This window comes from Paraburkholderia sp. 31.1, assembly GCF_014397645.1.
In the GTDB taxonomy this organism is placed as follows: Bacteria; Pseudomonadota; Gammaproteobacteria; order Burkholderiales; family Burkholderiaceae; genus Paraburkholderia; species Paraburkholderia tuberum.
Genome location: NZ_VZQN01000011.1, coordinates 26,912 through 44,127 on the forward strand (window position 1 = coordinate 26,912; position 17,216 = coordinate 44,127).

A 17,216-nucleotide genomic window follows, 5' to 3' on the forward strand; every position below is an offset into this window, starting at 1 on the left:
TGTTCGTTGTTGCGGAAAGCAGAATAGCTCAGCGGCTCGGCGGGGTAGAAACGGAAAAAAAAGAGTGTCGCCAAAAACTGACAATCGATGCAAACCCTTGTATTTAAAGCTCTCAACGATTGTTTCCATTTGCGCAACATTTATTGGTCTGATGTGCATTATTGTTGATTTGTTGATAGTGACTGGGTGAACGAACGCACGATGAGCATCGATTTGTATGCTAAATGTAACCTAGTCGTGTACACGTCCACTCGTCTTTGTAGTGAAATCATAAAAGAGACGGCTGACGAAAGGACTAGACAGGCTGGACAGAAGGGGCGCGTTGTGTGTCCAGGCGCAATCGACTGGATTGACGGCGCAACACGCGCATCTATCAGGGTATGGACGGTAGCGTGGTGTGAAGCGCCCGCTTCAGCGCCGGTCGGCGCCACGGCGCGCCATGGCCGCGGCCGTGAGCCCCGCGGCGGCGGCGAGCAGCACCGAGGTCCACGGGTTGCGTCGCACGTAGCGGTCGGCGGCCGTCGCCTGGCGGCGCGCTTCGACGAGGGCGGACGCCGCGAAACGGGTGGCTTGCGCTTCGGCGTCGAGCACCTTGCGCGTAACGTCCACCGCGGTCTCATGCGCGGAGCGCCTTTGCGCCGCCGCGTTGATTCCCGCGGGCAGCGGCGTAGCCGTTTGGCTGGCAACACCCACAGCAGCGGGAGCAGACGGCGCGGCATTTGCCGCGACGGTCGATGCCGCCAGTACCGACGCGAGCTTCGCGCGGCTGCCCGGCGGCGACTCGCCCTGCATGCCCCAGCCGCCACGCGGATCGTGCAGCCGGCCGCGCGCCGCCGAGAACTCCGCGCCGAGCAGCAGCACCAGCGCCGAGAAGTACAGCCACATCAGCAGCACCGCGAGCGAGCCGGCCGCGCCGAACGCGCTGGCCATTCCCGCATGCGCGAGATACAGCGCGAACAGCTTCTTGCCAGCCGTAAACAACACAGCCGCGACGATGCCGCCCACCACCGCATCGCGCCACAGCACCCGAGCGTCGGGCAGAAACTTGAGCAGTCCGGCGAACGCGAAGATCAGCACGAACAGCCCGACGCCGAGCTGCAGCAGATTGCCGATCACGACATACGGCGAGTCGCCCCACAGCCAGTTGCCGATAAAGACGATCACCGTATCGAGCACCAGCGACACGATCAGCAGGAACGCGACGCCGAGCACGAGCCCGAACGAAATCAGTCGCACCCGCACCAGCGCGAGCCAGCTGGAAGTGCGCGGCCCGCTGTACGGCCACACTATATTGAGCGCGCTGTTCAGCGACGAGAACGTCGCCGACGCGCCGATCGCCAGCAGCGAGAACGAGATGATCGTCGCGATGCCGCCTTTGGCGCCCGCGTGATGCGCGTTCTCGACGATCGTCTGCACGCCGGCCGCAGCCTGGTCGCCGATCAGGCCGTTGATGTGGCCGAACAGCTCGCCGCGCGCGGCCGCCGGGCCGAAGAACCAGCCGGCCACCGCGAGCACCATCACGAGCGTCGGCGCGAGCGAAAACGCCGCATAGAACGCGATGCTCGCCGCCAACGCAGGACAGCGGTTCTCCGCGAACTGCCGCAGTGCGCCCATCGCCCAATTGGCCTGATGACGCGCGGCCTGCTGGAGGTTCTCGCGAGAGAGCGTGTCGATGTCCATGATCGTGTCTGAATCGTGAGGGCGCCTTCAGGGTGTTTGCTTCATTGCCTTTCGCAAACCTCGTGCCCGTCACTATACAAGTTAAGCGGCGCGCTGCATGGCCTGCGTTCATGGCCTGTTTTGCGGCCCGTTTCGCGGCCGCCCGCGCGTACCGCTAGAATGCAGCGGGTTAATGTCACCCTTTCCGCTCATCATGCATTCGCACGAACTCGTACAGCAACTGGACGTCATCGAGCGCGACCAGTGGAGCGCGCATCTGCCCGCGCACGTCATCGAACAATTGCCGGCGCGCGGGATCACGGTGTTCGCCGTCACCGACGACGCCTCCGACACCGCCGCATTCAGCGCTCGCTACGGCTTCGGTCTCGAAGACTGCGCGAACACTATCGTGATCCGCTACAGGAAAGAGGGTGGCGAGCACTATGCGGCGCTCGTGTCGCTCGGCTCGCGGCGGCTCGACATCAACGGCGCGGTGAAGGCCGCGCTCGGCGCACAGCGGCTGTCATTCGCGAAGCGCGAGGCGGCGGTCGAGCATAGCCAGATGGAGTTCGGCGCAATTACCGCGTTCGGTCTGCCGGCCGACTGGCGCATCCTCGTCGACGCCGCCGTGATGGAGCGTGCGCAGATCGTGATGGGCGCCGGCGTGCGCGCGGCCAAGCTGCTGACGTCGCCCGACATGCTGCGGCAATGGCCGCGCTGCGAGGTGGCCGCGCTGACGCTGCCTGCGGACGGAAACCCGCAACCTTGAAGCCGCACTGAAGTTTTCTTCCGTCGCGCCGTTAATCCCGACAACGACATGAAACGTTTGCGGCGTCCGTTCGCGCGGACAGCCGCCGACCACGACAAGGGATACGGAAGATGGAACGGTTTCGCCTGAAAGTGCGGCTGTGGCTCGCGCTCGCGGTGATGTGCATGGGCATTCTGGCGATCGGCCTATGGGGGGCGTTCAAGACACGAGATACGATGATCGCCGATCGCGAGGGCGAGCTGAAAAACGTGGTCAGCATCGCGTACAGCGTGCTCGATCGCTACAACGCGCTCGTCGCGGCCGGCACGATGCCGCTCGCCGATGCGCAGCGCGCCGCGATGGACGACCTGCGCGCAATGCGCTACGACGGTGCCGGCGGCTATCTCGTGCTCGAAGACAGCCAGGCGCACGTGCTGATGCATGCCACGCGCGCCGACCTCGTCGGCAAGGACATGACCAACGTCACCGATCCGGACAGCCGCCACGTGTTCAAGGAAGGTTCCGAGCAAACGCAGCGCGAAGGCGAGGCCTTCGTTCATCTGCAGTTCCCGAAGCCCGGCACCGACAAGCTTGCGCCGAAGATCAACTACATGCGGCTTTACAAGCCGTGGGACTGGACCATCGTCACCGGCGTCTTCACGGACGACATCGACGGCGTGTTCTACCGCACCCTCGTGCAATACGTGATCGCGGCGGTGGTGCTTTGCGCGCTCGTGTCGCTGGTGATCGGCGTGATTCTGCGCAGCATTCTGCGTCAGCTTGGCGGCGAACCGGCGTACGCGCTGCAGATCGCGTCGCGTATCGCGGACGGCGACCTCGACGTGGTCGTCGACGCGAAGGCCGGCGACAGCACGAGCCTGCTCGCCGCGATGAAACGGATGCAGCAGCGTCTCGCGCAGGCGATCGAGCAGATTCGCGCCGGCGCGACGCTGATTTCGTCGGTGTCGAACGAGATCGCCGCGGGCAATTCGGACCTGTCGCGCCGCACCGAGCAGCAGGCGGCCGCGCTCGGCGAGACCGCGTCGAGCATGGAGCAGATCACCGCGACCGTGCGTCAGAACGCCGACAACGCGAAGCAGGCGAGCCAGCTCTCGCACAACGCGTCGGAGACCGCGGCGCGCGGCGGCGCGGTGGTCGGTCAGGTGATCGACACGATGCGCGGGATTTCACAATCGTCGCACCGGATCGGCGACATCATCGGCGTGATCGAAGGGATTGCGTTCCAAACCAATATTCTCGCGTTGAACGCGGCCGTCGAGGCGGCGCGCGCGGGCGAGGAGGGCCGCGGTTTCGCGGTGGTCGCGGGCGAAGTGCGCACGCTCGCGCAACGCAGCGCGGCGGCCGCGAAGGAGATCAAGGCGCTGATCGAGGAATCGGCCGCGCAGATCGCGGGCGGTTCGGAGCACGTCGGACGCGCGGGTGACACGATGCAGGAAGTCGTGCAGGCGGTACGTCGTGTCAACGACATCATGGGCGAGATCAGCGCGGCGTCGGCCGAGCAGACCTCGGGCATCGAGCAGGTCAACATCGCGGTCGCGAGCATGGATCAGACGACGCAGCAGAATGCGGCGCTCGTCGAGGAGGCGAGCGCGGCGGCCGATGTGCTGAAGACGCAGACCGGGCAGTTGTCGGCGGCGATCGCGGTGTTCCGGTTGCCCGAGCAGCGCTAAAGCACCAGGCCGCGTTGTCGACGCGCGCGAGAATTCACCGCACGCGGGCTCGCAACGCGGTGCGTGTCTCACGCCAGGCCGATCCCCGCGCGGCTCAACAATTGGCGGTTGCGCTCCGACAGATTCTTCATGCGCAATTGCTTGCCTGCCTTGCGATAGCGCTCGGCCAGACCCTGCAACGCGGCGAGCGCCGAATGATCGGCGAGCAGCAGGTGACTGCAATCGACGGTGACGCTCGCCAGGTCGCGCGCCGGATCGAACAGCTCGTGAAAGCGCGTCGTCGACGCGAAAAACAGCGTGCCGCGCGGCACATAGGTCTTATGGCCCGCTCGATCCTCGGCATGCGTGGCGCGAATTCTACCGTAGCGCGATGAACGGAGCTGGCGAAGCGGGCGGGAACGGTATGGCCCGAACGCGCGGCGCGGATCTGTCGCGCAATCGCGCGGCGCGCTCGCGCCACAAATCCGCAAGAGGGAAAGCTCCGCTCAGATACTCAGATAATCAGCCGCGACACCTTCGTGCCCTCGAGCGACACGCCGGCCATCAAGCCGCCGTTGGTCAGCACGAAAGCCTGCACCGGGCTCGTCGCGGTCGACGAATCGACCGCGCCGTTCGCGCCGACTTTCAGCACGGCGACGGTCGCGTTCGCGCCGACTGCCCAGCCCTGGCTGTGCATGAATTCGTCGAGCGCTTCCTGCGTCATGAACAGAAACACGAGCGCCTTCGACTGTGCGCCGATCTGCAACCCGAACGAGCCCGCGACCGTGCTGTAGTAGCCGACCGTGCGGCCGCCGATGCGCATCGCCCCTTCACCATACTGTCCGCCGACCCAGAAGCCGGCCGAGATCACCGATGGAAACACCAGCACGCCGCGCGCTTTCGCAACGAGCTCACGCGCACCGTCGACGTTTTCGTAGAGACGCGCGAGCGTCGAGTCGACGCCGGCGTTGATCGTGTCGCGCTTGCCGGCGTTGGCAGACGCCGATGCGTTCGAGGACGGCGAAGTCGTCGTGCAACCGGTGAGGCTCAGGCCTGCGACGGCCAATGCAGCGCTGCCGGTCATGATGAATTGTCGTCTGCGCATGACGGTTTTCCTTTGCGTTTCTCACGCGTGTTGTACGTTTTGGAAGAGTGCGGCGAGTCGCCTGCTTTGCTTTGTTCTCATCTGCACGCTGGAGGTTCCGTGCGCGCGGTCATCGCAGCCAGGCGGCGGCGTGCCGCGACGTTCGCATCGCGGACCTCACCGCTCAAATAGCAGATAGCGTGCCCAAGGGCCGCGCCGCCTTGCGCGAGAGCGGCGCGGCCATTGCAGTTCGGGTTTTTACGCCGCTTTCCGTCACGCGTCGTCGCTACGCCGTTGGGCGAATGTTCTGGTTATGGCGGAACAGGTTGCGCGGATCGTAGCGGTCCTTCACGGCGACGAGCCGCTCATAGTTGGGCCCATAGGCATCCGCGATACGGCCGCCTTCCTCCTGCGTCATGAAGTTGACGTACACGCTGCCTAGCGCAAAGGGGCGCGACGCGTCGAAAAAGTCGCGCGCCCATTTGACACAGCGCTCGTCGTCGCGCGCATCGTCCCAGCGGCCGTGCACGTTCATCGCGTATTGCGTCTCGCGACTTGGGTAAGCGGTCGCATCGACCGCCACGCGCTGCGTTTGCGCGCCGATCAAGCCGAAGAAAATTTCGCATTGCGCGGACGGCAGTGTGTCGATCGCGCGGATCAGCGCGTCGATCAGTCCATCGTCGATGGTGGCGAGGTTGTGCGACTTCCAGTAGTTGCGCGCGCCCGGCGTGAGCAGCGGATCGAAGGCCTGTTGCCAAACTTCATAAGGCATCGGACCGAGATGTTCGCCGAGCGGCTTGCCGAAGCCGCGCACGGCTTCCACCGCGGCTGGGCCTTTTTCGACCGGCCCGTTGTAGCACATCGCCAACACGAGCACGGGTTGGCCATGCACGTCGGGCGGCAGGAACGGCAGCGGTGGCGCGAGCCGCGCGACGGCCCAGACGGCCAGCTCGTCGGGCATCGCGGGCACGGCATCGCGGTATTTGATCAGCGCTTCCTTCGCGTCGGCGAGCGGCAACACGACGAGGCCTCCATACACGAGCGGGCCGACCTCATGCAGCGCGAACTCGAATAGCGTAACGACGCCGAAATTGCCGCCGCCGCCGCGAATCGCCCAGAACAGATCGTCGTGCGAAGTGGCGCTCAGGCGGCGCAATTCACCGTCCGCGGTGACGATGTCGGCCGCGACGAGGTTGTCGACCGTCATGCCGTAGCGGCGGCTCAACCAGCCGAAGCCGCCGCCGAGCGTCAGACCCGCGACGCCGGTCGTCGAGTTGATACCGAGCGGCGTCGCGAGTCCGAATGCCTGCGCTTCGTGATCGAGATCGTGCAGCGTCGCGCCCGGTTCGACATAGGCGCGCCGCGCTTCCGGGTCGATGCGCACCGATTTCATCGTGGACAGATCGAGCACGAGGCCGTCGTCGCACACAGCGCTACCGCCGATGTTGTGGCCGCCGCCGCGAATCGCGAGCGGCAGGCCGTTGTCACGCGCGAAGGCGACGCCGCGGCGCACGTCGGCAACACCCGCGCAGCGCAGGATCATCGCGGGAGAACGGTCGATCATTGCGTTCCAGATGCTGCGCGCCGTGTCGAAGCCCGGCGTGTCGGGCATCAGAAGCTGACCGCGAAGTCCGGATTTGAATTCGTCGACCGCGCTGCTGGAGATAGTAACCATGTTGTACCTCGTCGAAGAGGGGAAGGCGCTCGCAGAACACTGCTCCGCAGACCAACCAAAAATGCGGGCGGTGAATGAAAGCGGATTGAGAGGTTCGGCTGCGTGCAGTAAACGGGGTGACGCGTCGAAGTCAAACAAAGGTTTACCCGCGTTCGTGGGCGATTCCGCGCGGTGGCTCGCGGGGACAGGCTTTTGCGGGCAGGGCAACGACGATACGCGGCGGTACCACAGAAGATGGTGGGAATGCTCCGGGAAAAGCGTGCGCGCTGATGTGTTGGTTATCCGACGCGCTGGTGGTTGTGCCACGACACTTTGCATATGGGCGTGGCTCGTGATCGCGTGCGACCGAGGCACACGTTCGACGACTGTGCGAGGTAGCGCACATCGCGACAGCGATTTTCGCGACGCACGCGCATTGCCCGACGACGCGTAATGTTTCGCACGCGCGTTTCGGTGATTTTCATTGCGTTGTCTATTGGGTTGCTCTCATTGGGTTTTTCCTATTTCTATTTTTATGTGCGAATGGCCACATGAATAAAACCAATGATGTGTAAATGGTCAGTATTTGTCCGATAAAACCAAAGGCTAATTTTCGTTTTTCTGATCAGATTGCATTGAGCGCGAGATTTTTTAACTTCCTGTCTGAAGAATGTGGAGTAGCGGATTTGGCGGGCGGATCGTCGTTTAACGCCGCCTGACGGGCCGTATCGGCAATATCGCATTGCGTGGTCTAGCGCACGGTCGAGCGATTGCGCTGCGAATAACTTCAACGTCCATCAAGCCTCGCTGTGCGGCTCTCACGATCACGTGTGCGCATGGCCAGCCGATTCTCTCGAAGCACGCCAAATCGGACCGGGGATTTTCCGTGAGAGAAGTGTTTAGTGCGAACGCATTTTTAATTCGCATAAAGCGAAGCTGCGCAAAGGCTTTGACTTTTCGTTTTGTTGACGAGCGGAGATTCACTCGTTAATTGGACCGGTCTTTTTGGTGGAATAATTCGGAGAGTGAAATGAAGAAGCAAAGCGGGGACGCGTGGATATTGGGAACGCGACGGGCGGCTTTGGCGGTCGCGGTCAGTCTTTATGCGGCGATGGCGGGTGCGCAGACGAATTCGGGGAGCACCGCCGCGCCGGCAACGAATCCCGCAGTGATGGTGCTCGCCGAGGCTAGCGTGCACGGCGGATGTCCGTCGGGCGGCGGGCCGGGCTGCACGTCGCAGGGATTCGGGCAGCTCGGGGCGGGCGCCTTCGGCGTCGCGGCGGCGGGGCTCGGCCCGACATCGCCCACCGGCTCGCCGGCGGGCAACGGGACGTCCTCGACGGGCACGGGCACGGGCGCGGGAAGCGGTGGCGGGAATAGCTCGGCTAATTCCGGCCCGGGCGGGGTGGGCCCGGGAAATACCGGCGGCAACAACGGCAATGGCGGTGCCGGCGACAACGGTAACGGCGGCGCGGGTAGCGGTGGTGGCGGGAATGGCTCGGGGAATGGCGGCACGGGCGGCGATGGCGGCGGTACCGGAGGCGGTGATAACGGCGGGGACGGTGGTGGGGATGGTGGTCATGGGCATGGGCATGGTCATGGTCATGGGCATGGTCATGGGCATGGGCATGGGCACGGCGGCGATGGTGACGGCGATGGCGGCCATGGACATGGCCACGGTGGTGATGGTGATGGCGATGGCGGCCATGGTCATGGCCACGGCGGTGATGGTGACGGCGATGGCGGCCATGGTCATGGGCACGGCGGTGATGGTGACGGCGATGGCGGCCATGGTCATGGCCACGGCGGCGATGGTGACGGCGATGGCGGCCATGGTCATGGCCACGGCGGTGATGGTGACGGCGATGGCGGCCATGGTCATGGCCACGGCGGTGACGGTGACGGCGATGGCGGCCATGGACATGGCCACGGCGGCGATGGTGACGGCGATGGCGGCCATGGTCATGGGCACGGCGGCGATGGTGACGGCGATGGCGGCCATGGTCATGGCCACGGCGGTGATGGTGACGGCGATGGCGGCCATGGACATGGCCACGGCGGTGATGGTGATGGTGACGGCGGCCATGGCCACGGCCATGGCCAAGGCGGTGACGGTGACGGCGATGGCGGTCACGGTCATGGCCACGGTGGTGATGGTGACGGCGATGGCGGTCATGGCCATGGCCAAGGTGGTGATGGTGATGGCGGTCGTGGCCACGGTGACGGCGGCCGCGGCGATGGCGGCCACGGCGCCAGCGGTCACGGTGACGGCGGCCACGGTGACGGCGGTCACGGTGACGGCGGCCGCGGCGATGGCGGCCACGGCGCCAGCGGTCATGGTGACGGCGGTCATGGTGACGGCGGTCACGGTGCCGGCGGCCACGGTGACGGCGGTCACGGTAACGGCGGTCATGGTGACGGCGGCCACGGCAGCAGCGGTGGCGAAGGCAAAGGCGGTTCCGGCAACGGTGGCCATGGCGGTGAAGGCGGTGGCGGCCAGGGCAACGGCGGCTACGGCCACGGGGGCCATGGTGGTGAAGGCGGCGGCCAGGGTAACGGTGGTTCCGGAAACGGCGGCCATGGCGGTGAAGGCGGTGGCGGCCAGGGCAACGGCGGTTCCGGCAACGGCGGCCATGGCGGTGAAGGCGGTGGCGGCCAAGGCAACGGCGGCTCCGGACACGGCGGCCATGGTGGTGAAGGCGGCGGCCAGGGCAACGGCGGTTCCGGCAACGGTGGCCATGGCGGTGAAGGCGGTGGCGGCCAGGGCAACGGCGGCTACGGCCACGGCGGCCATGGTGGTGAAGGCGGTGGCCAGGGCAACGGCGGTTCCGGCAACGGTGGCCATGGCGGTGAAGGCGGTGGCGGCCAGGGCAACGGCGGCTCCGGCAACGGAGGCCACGGTGGCCGTGGCGGCAACGGCGGCAACGGCGGCAACGGCGGCAACGGCGGCGGTCAAGGCAGCGGCGGCCACGGTGGCGGCTACGGCGGCGGTGGCTCCGGCAATGGTGGCCACGGCGGCGGCAACCACTAACCAGTGGCAGGAGTCCCGCGAAGCTTGCGGGGCTCCCGAGGGTGGAGGCCGGCGCCGCCCGGCCTCCACACCGACCGCGCTCGCGCGCCGCGGGGAGTTTGCAGCGAAAGAGCCAGCAAAAAACCCAGCCAGCGAACCGGCAAACCAATCCGCAAACAAAAAACCAAGCAGGCAACAAAGTGGACGGCCCCCGCCGTCCACTCAACTCCTCAACTCGATCACTCTTTGCTGTACCACCAGAAAAACCCTCTCCCCCAGAACGCGCCCCGTCTCACGTGCGCCTCCGGTAAAACTACCGAATGCCGGCAGCATCCCCCGATCGATCCCAAAGCGAAAGCACGGCACGCGCGCTGAATCGGTCCGCGTCGCGATCCGAAAGACCGGATGCACATGCCCCGCGAGCACATACGCGTGATCGACCGCATGCGGGTGACGGCACAGCGCCCAGGCCCCGATATGCCACGGCTCGCGCACGGACTCGACATCCAACGTAAGCGGCAACGCACCGGCATGCCGATCGTGATTGCCCTCGACGAGCACCACGCGCCTCGACGCATGCCGCGCGCGCCACGCATCCAACGCATCGAGCGTGAGCGTCGACAGCGACTCGCGCGCATGCAGCAGATCGCCGAGAAACACCAGCGTCGCCGGCTCGAACTCGGTGATCAGACGATCGATCCGCAGCAGATTCTCCGCGGTCGAACCAGTCGGCACTGGAATGCCGCGCGCGCGAAACACCGCATCCTTACCGAAATGCGCATCGGCGATAAAAAGCTCGCGCAGCGCCGGATCGAAACACGCGCGCAAGCTTGACAGCACGAGAGGTCGTCCGCCGACGTCGATCGCGAGCGAGGTCGGCTTCATCGTTGCGCCGCCCGTTCGAGCTCGGCCAGCATTCGCTCGACGCGATCGGCGAGCTTCTCGGTGCTGACTTTTTCGCGCAGGCGTCCGACGATCAACGGAAACGCGAACGGGGTCGGCTTCTTGGGCCGCGTGAGCACGACGCGGTTCGCGTTCATTCGTTCGAGCGCAATACGAATGCGCCGCACGTCGAGTTCCTGCAGCAGTACTTCGGTATCGGCCTGGCCCAGCAGCAGATTGCCGCGATCGTGCTGACGAAAGATCTGGTAGAAAAGCCCGCTCGATGCCTGCCATTGCCGCGCGCTTTTCTGCTGTCCCGGATGCGCCTGAAACACGAGTCCCGACACTCGTGCAATCTCGCGAAAACGTCGCAAGGAGAGTTCGGACGAATTGAGGCTCGCAAGAATGTCGTGATCGAGTTCGTCAGGTGAAAGCAGGCCATTCTCTATTTGCGCGGCCCAATCGAAAGCCTGCGCGCACAGCAATTCGAAACCGTAGTCGTTGATCGAAATCGAAAACGTGCCGGGCTTCTCGCGCGCGACTCGCCACGCGAGCAGAGCGCCAAGTCCGATATGCGCGGTGCGCCCCGCGAACGGATAGCAGAAGAAGTGGTGACCCTCGCGCGATTTGAGCAGCTCGACGACGAGTACGCCCGGCTCGGGCAACGCCGACCACTTCTGCTGCAATTCGAGCAGCGGCCGCACCGCGCGCAATTCCGGTTCGTCGGAGATGCCGTCGGCGGCGCGCGCGAGCATCGTCAATGTGGCGTCGGCGAGCTAGGACGATAGCGGCATGCGGCTGCCGGCCCATTGCGGCATTGCGCCACGCGATGAGCTAGCGCGCCGCACCCACGCCGTCATGTCCTGTCCTGAATGCGGATCAGTTCGAGCGCGCGGCCGCCGAACGTGAATACATCGCCGGGCTTGAGCCGCGAAATGAACGATTCCTCGATTGCACCAATGCGCCCGCCCGACAGATACGCAACGTTCAACGTGCCATTCGCGACGATCGTGCCGATGTTGTTGCGATGCCGGCGCGCGAGATCGTTGCGCGGGACGCGGTACAGACCGTCGCTATCGCGCGCGACGCGATGGTAGTCGGAATATGCGCGCAGCGTCGCGCCGCCGCCTTCGACGAAACCCAGCGTCCAGTCGAACTCCTACTGCGTCAGATCACGCTATGCATAGGTATGCAGAAGTTCATCGTACAGCTCGAGCGCGTCGAAGCAACCGCCGATCGCAACGGTGACGAGGTGCTGCACCAGCACGTCGAACGGCTTTTGCGGCGTATCGCGGCTTTCGATCTGCTGCTTGTCGACGGCTTCACGCGCGGCCGCCGCTTCGATCAATTCGAGCGCATGCGTCGGCACGATCGTCACGCGAGACGGCAAACCGGGCGCATGTCCCGAGCGACCCGCGCGCTGCATCAAGCGCGCGAGCGCGAGTTGGGTCTGCGTGCCGCGTTTGTTGCCGAGCAATTCATGCCATTCGTCGACGATCACGAGCCGAACCCGAGCCAGTACTTCGCGCGCATCGGCGCGCGTCAGGATCAACGTCAGACTCTCGGGCGTCGTGACGAGTGCGGAGGGCATGCGCCGGTTCTGCCGCTCGCGTTCGGCGGCCGAGGTATCGCCAGTGCGCCAACGACGCGCGGCGAACCATGCGTCGAGTTTGTCGGCGAACAGGCGGCGCGCGTCGTCAGGTGAATACGAGGGGAACGGTAGCGGTTCGAACGCGGGTTCGCGCGCATCGAGCCGCGCCTGTTGCGCGCGGCTGCGTGGAATCCGGCGCGGCCTTGGCGCGCGAACGCGCTCGTCGGAGGGGGCTGGCGCTGCGCAGGGATCGCAAGCGGGGTCGTCGGAATGGGCCGGCTCGGTCATCGAAAGCGCTCTCAACAAGTGTGGCGGATTCGCTTGCCGGCGACTCGCGCCGGACGTTCATGTGGACCGCGGGCTCGCGCGACGGTTCAGTGAGGTTCCTGATGGGCGCGCAACGACCCGCGGCATCGGGCAATATGTGGGAGCCTCGGCCGACACCCGATCCGTTACAATCAAACGGACTACCCCACTGGAGATTCGCTTTGAAATCACTCGTTGCTTTGCTGGCCGCAGCCGTTCTGTCCTCGACCGCGATGGCTGCCGCGCCGACCACGGAGAAGCTGCCGTCCGGCGTCATCGTCGAACATCTGACGCAAGGCACGGGCCCGCAACCGTCCGCGACCGACGTGGTAAAGGTCAACTATCGCGGCACGCTGCCCAACGGCACCGAATTCGATAGCTCGGCCAAGCATGGCGGGCCGGCCACGTTCCCGCTCAATCGCGTGATTCCGTGCTGGACGCAAGGCGTGCAGAAGATGAAAGTCGGCGGCAAGGCGCGACTCACGTGCCCGGCGGCGACCGCATACGGCGATCGCGGCGTCGGCCCGATTCCGCCGAATACCGATCTGACCTTTGAAGTCGAACTGGTCGACATCGTCAAATAAAGCACGCGAGCGGCGCTAAAGATGCACTGACACCCGAGCCTCGCTGCGCCAATCGCAGCGAGGCTTTTTTATGGGCGCCGAATGGCCTGCCAGGGGATTCACCATGAAACGTGACAAAAGTAGCGTGCAGGTGGCCAGCATTGGTTTTACCGGCAAGAGCGCCCAGAAATTCTTCAGTTTGCTGAAGGACGCCCATGTGCGCACGGTGCTCGACGTTCGCCTCAACAACACGTCGCAACTGGCGGGTTTTGCGAAAAAACAAGATCTGCCTTACTTTCTCGACCAGTTGTGCAATGCGGCGTACGTGGAAATACCGGAACTGGCTCCCGAGCCGGACCTGCTCAAACGCTACCAGGGCAAGCAATTGAGCTGGGAGAACTTTCGGGAGGAATATTTCGACCTCATCGCGCGCCGCCGCGTGGAAAGTAATCTGGATATCGCGCTATTCGAATCGGGTTGCCTGCTTTGCAGTGAACATTTACCACATCATTGCCACCGGATGTTTGCGCTCGAATATCTGAACCAGCACTGGAATAGTCGTCTTTCCGTTACACATTTGACCTGACCGGCGCCGATCGGGCCAGGTTACGTTTTTCCGCCTCATTGGCCGGCGGCTTTCCGTGCCGGCAGGTTACATCTCGCCGGCTGCGCCCGCGTTTCCTTCAGTAGCCCGAATGGTTGCGTGGCGCGAAACGTGGAAAAGCGCGTCCAGTACGCATGTTTTTTCAATGCGTGTGCCGCTCGCTCGTCTACTATCTACTCACGCGCAGCTCCCTCTATTCGTCTCGCCCTATCGCCGGCCACGAACCGGCCGTGATTATGCGCGCCAGGAGCGCTTGCCATGAACATCGACTTTCATTACGGCGTGGTCTACATTGCCGCGCGCGTCGGCGGCATGACGGCCGGCGATGCGCAAACCATCGCGCATGCCTGCCAATATGTCGACGACGCAACGACGAGCGGAATACTGCGGTTCAAAGGCGGCGAGACATTCGAGCGATTCGCGACCGCGCACAAGTTGTTCGATTACGCCAATACCGAGAACGACCAGAACCGGCTCGTGTGGACGCCGTTCCATTTTCTGCCGGCTGGCGAGGGTGAAAGTCTCGAGGAAAAGGCGGTCTGCCGGCCCGACAGTGAAGTTGCGCGCGAAGTCGTGCGGCGCGCGATCCGGCAGCGCGATTCGGAGACCGCGTTGCACCGGCTCGGCGTGACGCTTCATACCTATGTCGATACGTGGGCGCACCAGGGATTCGCGGGCATCGAAAGCCCGTGGAATCGCGTGCATCTTCTCGAGGCACAGGATTGCACGCGCAAAGGCTGGCTCGCGAGCCTCGAACTAGCGGTCGCGCATCTGATCGAGCATGTCGAGGAGGACGTTCTGACGATCGCGTTGCCGGTCGGCCATGGCGCCGCGTTGCATTATCCCGACCAGCCATGGGCGCGCTGGCATTACATCGACGGCCGCAATCACTTCATCTCACGACATAATTTGCCGGATTTCGTGCAGGCGGCGGACATGAGTTGTCGTGTCGTGCGAGCGTATCTGGCCGGACGCGAAGATTTCGAAAACCATCCAGGCATGCCGGACGACGTTAAAGACGCACTGACCCGGCTGCTCGATACGAACCGCGAACCCGACGACAACCTGCGTCTGAGAACCGTTTGCGAATGGGTGAATGCAGGCCGTATTCCAGGTTTGAAAGAACCCGTGCCCGGCTATATCGCCAAAGGACAAGGATCGTGGAAGTACCAGGCCACCGGTTTGTTGTGCGATGACGACACCGGGGACAGACCGGAGTGGACGACCGCCTTCGAGAAGAGCGACTACCGGCTCTTTCACGACGCGGTCAAACAGCACCGTTTCGTGACCACTCAGGAGATCTTGCCCGCGCGCGGATTGCGCATTGCCTAAGTGATCGGAGCAGGGCGCGTGCGAACGTTTGCGGCGGCGCCCGTATTCTCCAGTCACTGCATTCGGGCTTGCTGATGCGGCGCAGCCTGAGCCGCCGCCTGCTGTTCTTCGGCGTGCTTTTTGGCCATATGCCGTCCGACGATACAGCCGCCGACCGCGCCGACCACCGCATGATGTCCCGCGTAGTGCCCGGCGACGCCGCCCACTACCGCTCCTTTCAGGCAACCGGCGGCGTTCGCGGTGCCGGCCATTGCCAACGAGACTGCCATTGTCCCGAGGGCGATCCGAATAAAACCAGCTTTCATTGCAAGTACCATCGTGTTTGAGTAGATCGGAATTAGGGTGGCCCGGCGTCCATTTCAATAGCCGCCGCGAGCATGGCGGCTGACAAAGGACTCTCTATTGGCCATACGTCCGCCGCTGGGCACGGAGACGAAGTGTAAATGGACTTGGCCGGTACAGGAGCAACAGGTGCTGCAAGATCGTAACGGCACGTTACCGGAGCCGGGGCCGTGTCTTTGCACGCGTCGTCAGTGGCGTTTCGCGCATGCTTGAATCCGTTCGCTATAGCGGGCCACGAAAAAAGTCCGTTTTCAAATAAAAAGTGGACTACTCTCCTTTGAATATCCAAAGGCCTGGCTATAGTAGAAGCGACTAATGCCAGAAAGCACGGCGGCGCCCCTTTCTGTCGCCGATGCGGATGACGGGGAAACACAAATGACGCCACCGAATGCAGCGATCTATCAGACCAGGACTTGCACGCCGGAGTCGTTGCGCACGCTCGCGAGCTTTCTCGAATTGGCGCTCGACGAGGGAAAAAGCGTGGTCGTGATGCGGATCGGCAAGCAGGCGCGCAGCGTTTATGTCGGAAATCCATCCGGGGCATTGGAGGATTTAACGGATTCCGGCGTCGTCGACGCTTTCCAGGCAGATGAAATGCTGGTACTGACCCGCCTGGGCCTGAACCGGATAACGGCGGACGGTCAACACTACCGCTTCATACGGAGTGTGAGGTACATTGCCGATCGCCAGGTCGTCGTTTTTACACCTATCTGAGTGGTGGTGGAACCGAAATGAAAAAGAAGAATCAGGAGGGAAGGAAAAGGAAGAAAGCTTCGATGACCCGGTAAAAAACCTGAAAGCTTCGTTATTTGAACGCCGCATCGGTGCTCGTATCGATGTATTGAAGCTCGGGATAGGTCAATACACTGCCTTTCTTCCGTCATTCATGGCATAGTTCGACGATTACCACATAAGGAGCAATCAAATGCCTTCGTTAGAGCAAATCCAAGCCAAGCTTAAGAAGCTCCAGGAGCAAGCTGACGTTCTCATTGCCAGAAAAGCACAAGCCGCGGTCGACCAGATTCGCGAATTGATGCTCAAGCACGGTCTCACGACTGCCGATATCGAAGCACAGGCGAAGGCACGACGTGCCGCGCAAGGTCTGAATGGCAATCCGGCGGGTCGCGGAAGACCTGCGGGCGCGAGCAAAGCCGCCAGGTCGGCAACCCCGGCGAAGTATCGCGACCACAAAACCGGCGCGACCTGGACGGGGCACGGCCGCGCGCCTGGCTGGATCGCCGGCGTGAAGGACCGCACGGCGTTCCTGATCGACGCTGCGAGCGCAAGCAAGCCCGCGGCTGCTCCCTCCGCGAAGGGCGGCAAAGGACAGCCGAAAGGCGCCCAGCCGCCGAAGTACCTGAATCCGAAAACCGGCGCGACCTGGAGCGGCCGCGGTCCGGCGCCGGCATGGCTCGCGGCCGTCAAGGACCGCAGCAAATTCCTGATCGATGGCGCGAGCATGGCTGCCGCTCCGAAAGCGGCGAAAACGGCGGCAAAGAGCAGCCAGGCGAAAGCGACCGCGAGTGCGGTAGGCAAGAAGACCGCGGCGAAAAAAGCAACGCGCAAGACGGCCGTGAAAAAGACCGCAGCCAGAAAGGCAACTCCGGCAAGCCGGAAAGCCGCGGTGAAGAAGACCGCCGGCCGCAAAAGCGTTGTGAAGGCGGCAAGAAAAGCACCGGCGCGCAAGGCTGCTGCAAAGAGTACGGCCGCACCCGTCGCGGCGGCTCCCCAAACGCCAGAGACGCAAGCAAGCGCGTAATAGCCGTGGAGT

General features: G+C 63.9%; 13 protein-coding genes and 2 pseudogenes. 7 read left to right on the top strand and 8 right to left on the bottom strand.

What is annotated here, in order from left to right; all coding sequences use genetic code 11:
• Nucleotides 1–411 precede the first annotated feature (411 nt).
• Nucleotides 412–1,680, bottom strand: a complete 1,269-nt coding sequence (locus F6X37_RS10275; RefSeq protein WP_090807133.1) for a YihY/virulence factor BrkB family protein — start codon at nucleotides 1,678–1,680, stop codon at nucleotides 412–414.
• Between the two features lie 193 nt (nucleotides 1,681–1,873).
• On the opposite strand from F6X37_RS10275, the gene F6X37_RS10280 reads away from it, so the two are divergent.
• Together F6X37_RS10280 and F6X37_RS10285 are read left to right on the top strand one after the other, a co-directional pair.
• Complete coding sequence (locus tag F6X37_RS10280; RefSeq protein WP_187611309.1) at nucleotides 1,874–2,428, top strand: YbaK/EbsC family protein; 555 nt, start codon at nucleotides 1,874–1,876, stop codon at nucleotides 2,426–2,428.
• Nucleotides 2,429–2,538: 110 nt separating this feature from the next.
• The gene (locus F6X37_RS10285; RefSeq protein ID WP_187611187.1) at nucleotides 2,539–4,098 is read left to right on the top strand and encodes a methyl-accepting chemotaxis protein; all 1,560 of its coding nucleotides are present in this window, start codon (nucleotides 2,539–2,541) and stop codon (nucleotides 4,096–4,098) included.
• Nucleotides 4,099–4,166: 68 nt separating this feature from the next.
• Here the strand turns inward: F6X37_RS10285 and F6X37_RS10290 are convergent.
• From F6X37_RS10290 to F6X37_RS10315, 6 genes and pseudogenes are all read right to left on the bottom strand, one after another.
• Nucleotides 4,167–4,442, bottom strand: a pseudogene (locus F6X37_RS10290) (STAS domain-containing protein); the annotation flags it as partial.
• Nucleotides 4,443–4,591: 149 nt separating this feature from the next.
• Complete coding sequence (locus F6X37_RS10295; RefSeq protein WP_187611188.1) at nucleotides 4,592–5,182, bottom strand: YSC84-related protein; 591 nt, start codon at nucleotides 5,180–5,182, stop codon at nucleotides 4,592–4,594.
• 265 nt (nucleotides 5,183–5,447) lie between these two features.
• A complete protein-coding gene (locus F6X37_RS10300; protein ID WP_187611189.1) occupies nucleotides 5,448–6,836 on the bottom strand; it encodes an FAD-binding oxidoreductase in 1,389 nt (462 codons plus the stop codon).
• Between the two features lie 895 nt (nucleotides 6,837–7,731).
• Entirely contained in the window at nucleotides 7,732–9,828 is a 2,097-nt protein-coding gene (locus F6X37_RS10305; protein WP_187611190.1) for a hypothetical protein, read from the bottom strand.
• Between the two features lie 219 nt (nucleotides 9,829–10,047).
• Nucleotides 10,048–10,710, bottom strand: coding sequence for a ligase-associated DNA damage response endonuclease PdeM (gene pdeM, locus F6X37_RS10310; protein WP_187611191.1), 663 nt, complete (start codon nucleotides 10,708–10,710; stop codon nucleotides 10,048–10,050).
• A pseudogene (locus F6X37_RS10315) lies at nucleotides 10,707–12,586 on the bottom strand (DEAD/DEAH box helicase). Before F6X37_RS10315 ends, pdeM begins: the two are co-directional and overlap by 4 nt.
• A gap of 251 nt (nucleotides 12,587–12,837) precedes the next feature.
• Here F6X37_RS10315 and F6X37_RS10320 point away from each other — a divergent pair.
• The 3 genes from F6X37_RS10320 (at nucleotide 12,838) to F6X37_RS10330 (ending at nucleotide 15,103) form a co-directional block, all read left to right on the top strand.
• On the top strand, nucleotides 12,838–13,188 hold the full coding sequence (locus tag F6X37_RS10320) for an FKBP-type peptidyl-prolyl cis-trans isomerase (RefSeq protein ID WP_373685682.1): 351 nt from the start codon (nucleotides 12,838–12,840) through the stop codon (nucleotides 13,186–13,188).
• A gap of 103 nt (nucleotides 13,189–13,291) precedes the next feature.
• The gene (locus F6X37_RS10325) at nucleotides 13,292–13,753 is read left to right on the top strand and encodes a DUF488 family protein (protein ID WP_184025218.1); all 462 of its coding nucleotides are present in this window, start codon (nucleotides 13,292–13,294) and stop codon (nucleotides 13,751–13,753) included.
• A gap of 276 nt (nucleotides 13,754–14,029) precedes the next feature.
• Complete coding sequence (locus F6X37_RS10330) at nucleotides 14,030–15,103, top strand: DUF6765 family protein (RefSeq protein ID WP_187611192.1); 1,074 nt, start codon at nucleotides 14,030–14,032, stop codon at nucleotides 15,101–15,103.
• A gap of 53 nt (nucleotides 15,104–15,156) precedes the next feature.
• On the opposite strand, the gene F6X37_RS10335 is transcribed toward F6X37_RS10330, so the two are convergent.
• A complete protein-coding gene (locus F6X37_RS10335; RefSeq protein WP_187611193.1) occupies nucleotides 15,157–15,408 on the bottom strand; it encodes a hypothetical protein in 252 nt (83 codons plus the stop codon).
• A 412-nt stretch (nucleotides 15,409–15,820) separates the two neighbouring features.
• Between F6X37_RS10335 and F6X37_RS10340 the strand changes: the two genes are divergently transcribed.
• Both F6X37_RS10340 and F6X37_RS10345 read left to right on the top strand, forming a co-directional pair.
• The gene (locus tag F6X37_RS10340) at nucleotides 15,821–16,159 is read left to right on the top strand and encodes a hypothetical protein (RefSeq protein ID WP_187611310.1); all 339 of its coding nucleotides are present in this window, start codon (nucleotides 15,821–15,823) and stop codon (nucleotides 16,157–16,159) included.
• Nucleotides 16,160–16,370: 211 nt separating this feature from the next.
• Complete coding sequence (locus F6X37_RS10345; RefSeq protein ID WP_187611194.1) at nucleotides 16,371–17,204, top strand: H-NS family nucleoid-associated regulatory protein; 834 nt, start codon at nucleotides 16,371–16,373, stop codon at nucleotides 17,202–17,204.
• Nucleotides 17,205–17,216: the final 12 nt, after the last annotated feature.

Bases quoted from the DNA above. Each gene is read 5' to 3' on its own strand.
- F6X37_RS10275 (WP_090807133.1), bottom strand. From the start codon at position 1,680: ATGGACATCGACACGCTCTCTCGCGAGAACCTCCAGCAGGCCGCGCGT.
- F6X37_RS10280 (WP_187611309.1), top strand. From the start codon at position 1,874: ATGCATTCGCACGAACTCGTACAGCAACTGGACGTCATCGAGCGCGAC.
- F6X37_RS10285 (WP_187611187.1), top strand. From the start codon at position 2,539: ATGGAACGGTTTCGCCTGAAAGTGCGGCTGTGGCTCGCGCTCGCGGTG.
- F6X37_RS10295 (WP_187611188.1), bottom strand. From the start codon at position 5,182: ATGCGCAGACGACAATTCATCATGACCGGCAGCGCTGCATTGGCCGTC.
- F6X37_RS10300 (WP_187611189.1), bottom strand. From the start codon at position 6,836: ATGGTTACTATCTCCAGCAGCGCGGTCGACGAATTCAAATCCGGACTT.
- pdeM (WP_187611191.1), bottom strand. From the start codon at position 10,710: ATGAAGCCGACCTCGCTCGCGATCGACGTCGGCGGACGACCTCTCGTG.
- F6X37_RS10320 (WP_373685682.1), top strand. From the start codon at position 12,838: ATGGCTGCCGCGCCGACCACGGAGAAGCTGCCGTCCGGCGTCATCGTC.
- F6X37_RS10325 (WP_184025218.1), top strand. From the start codon at position 13,292: ATGAAACGTGACAAAAGTAGCGTGCAGGTGGCCAGCATTGGTTTTACC.
- F6X37_RS10330 (WP_187611192.1), top strand. From the start codon at position 14,030: ATGAACATCGACTTTCATTACGGCGTGGTCTACATTGCCGCGCGCGTC.
- F6X37_RS10335 (WP_187611193.1), bottom strand. From the start codon at position 15,408: ATGAAAGCTGGTTTTATTCGGATCGCCCTCGGGACAATGGCAGTCTCG.
- F6X37_RS10340 (WP_187611310.1), top strand. From the start codon at position 15,821: ATGACGCCACCGAATGCAGCGATCTATCAGACCAGGACTTGCACGCCG.
- F6X37_RS10345 (WP_187611194.1), top strand. From the start codon at position 16,371: ATGCCTTCGTTAGAGCAAATCCAAGCCAAGCTTAAGAAGCTCCAGGAG.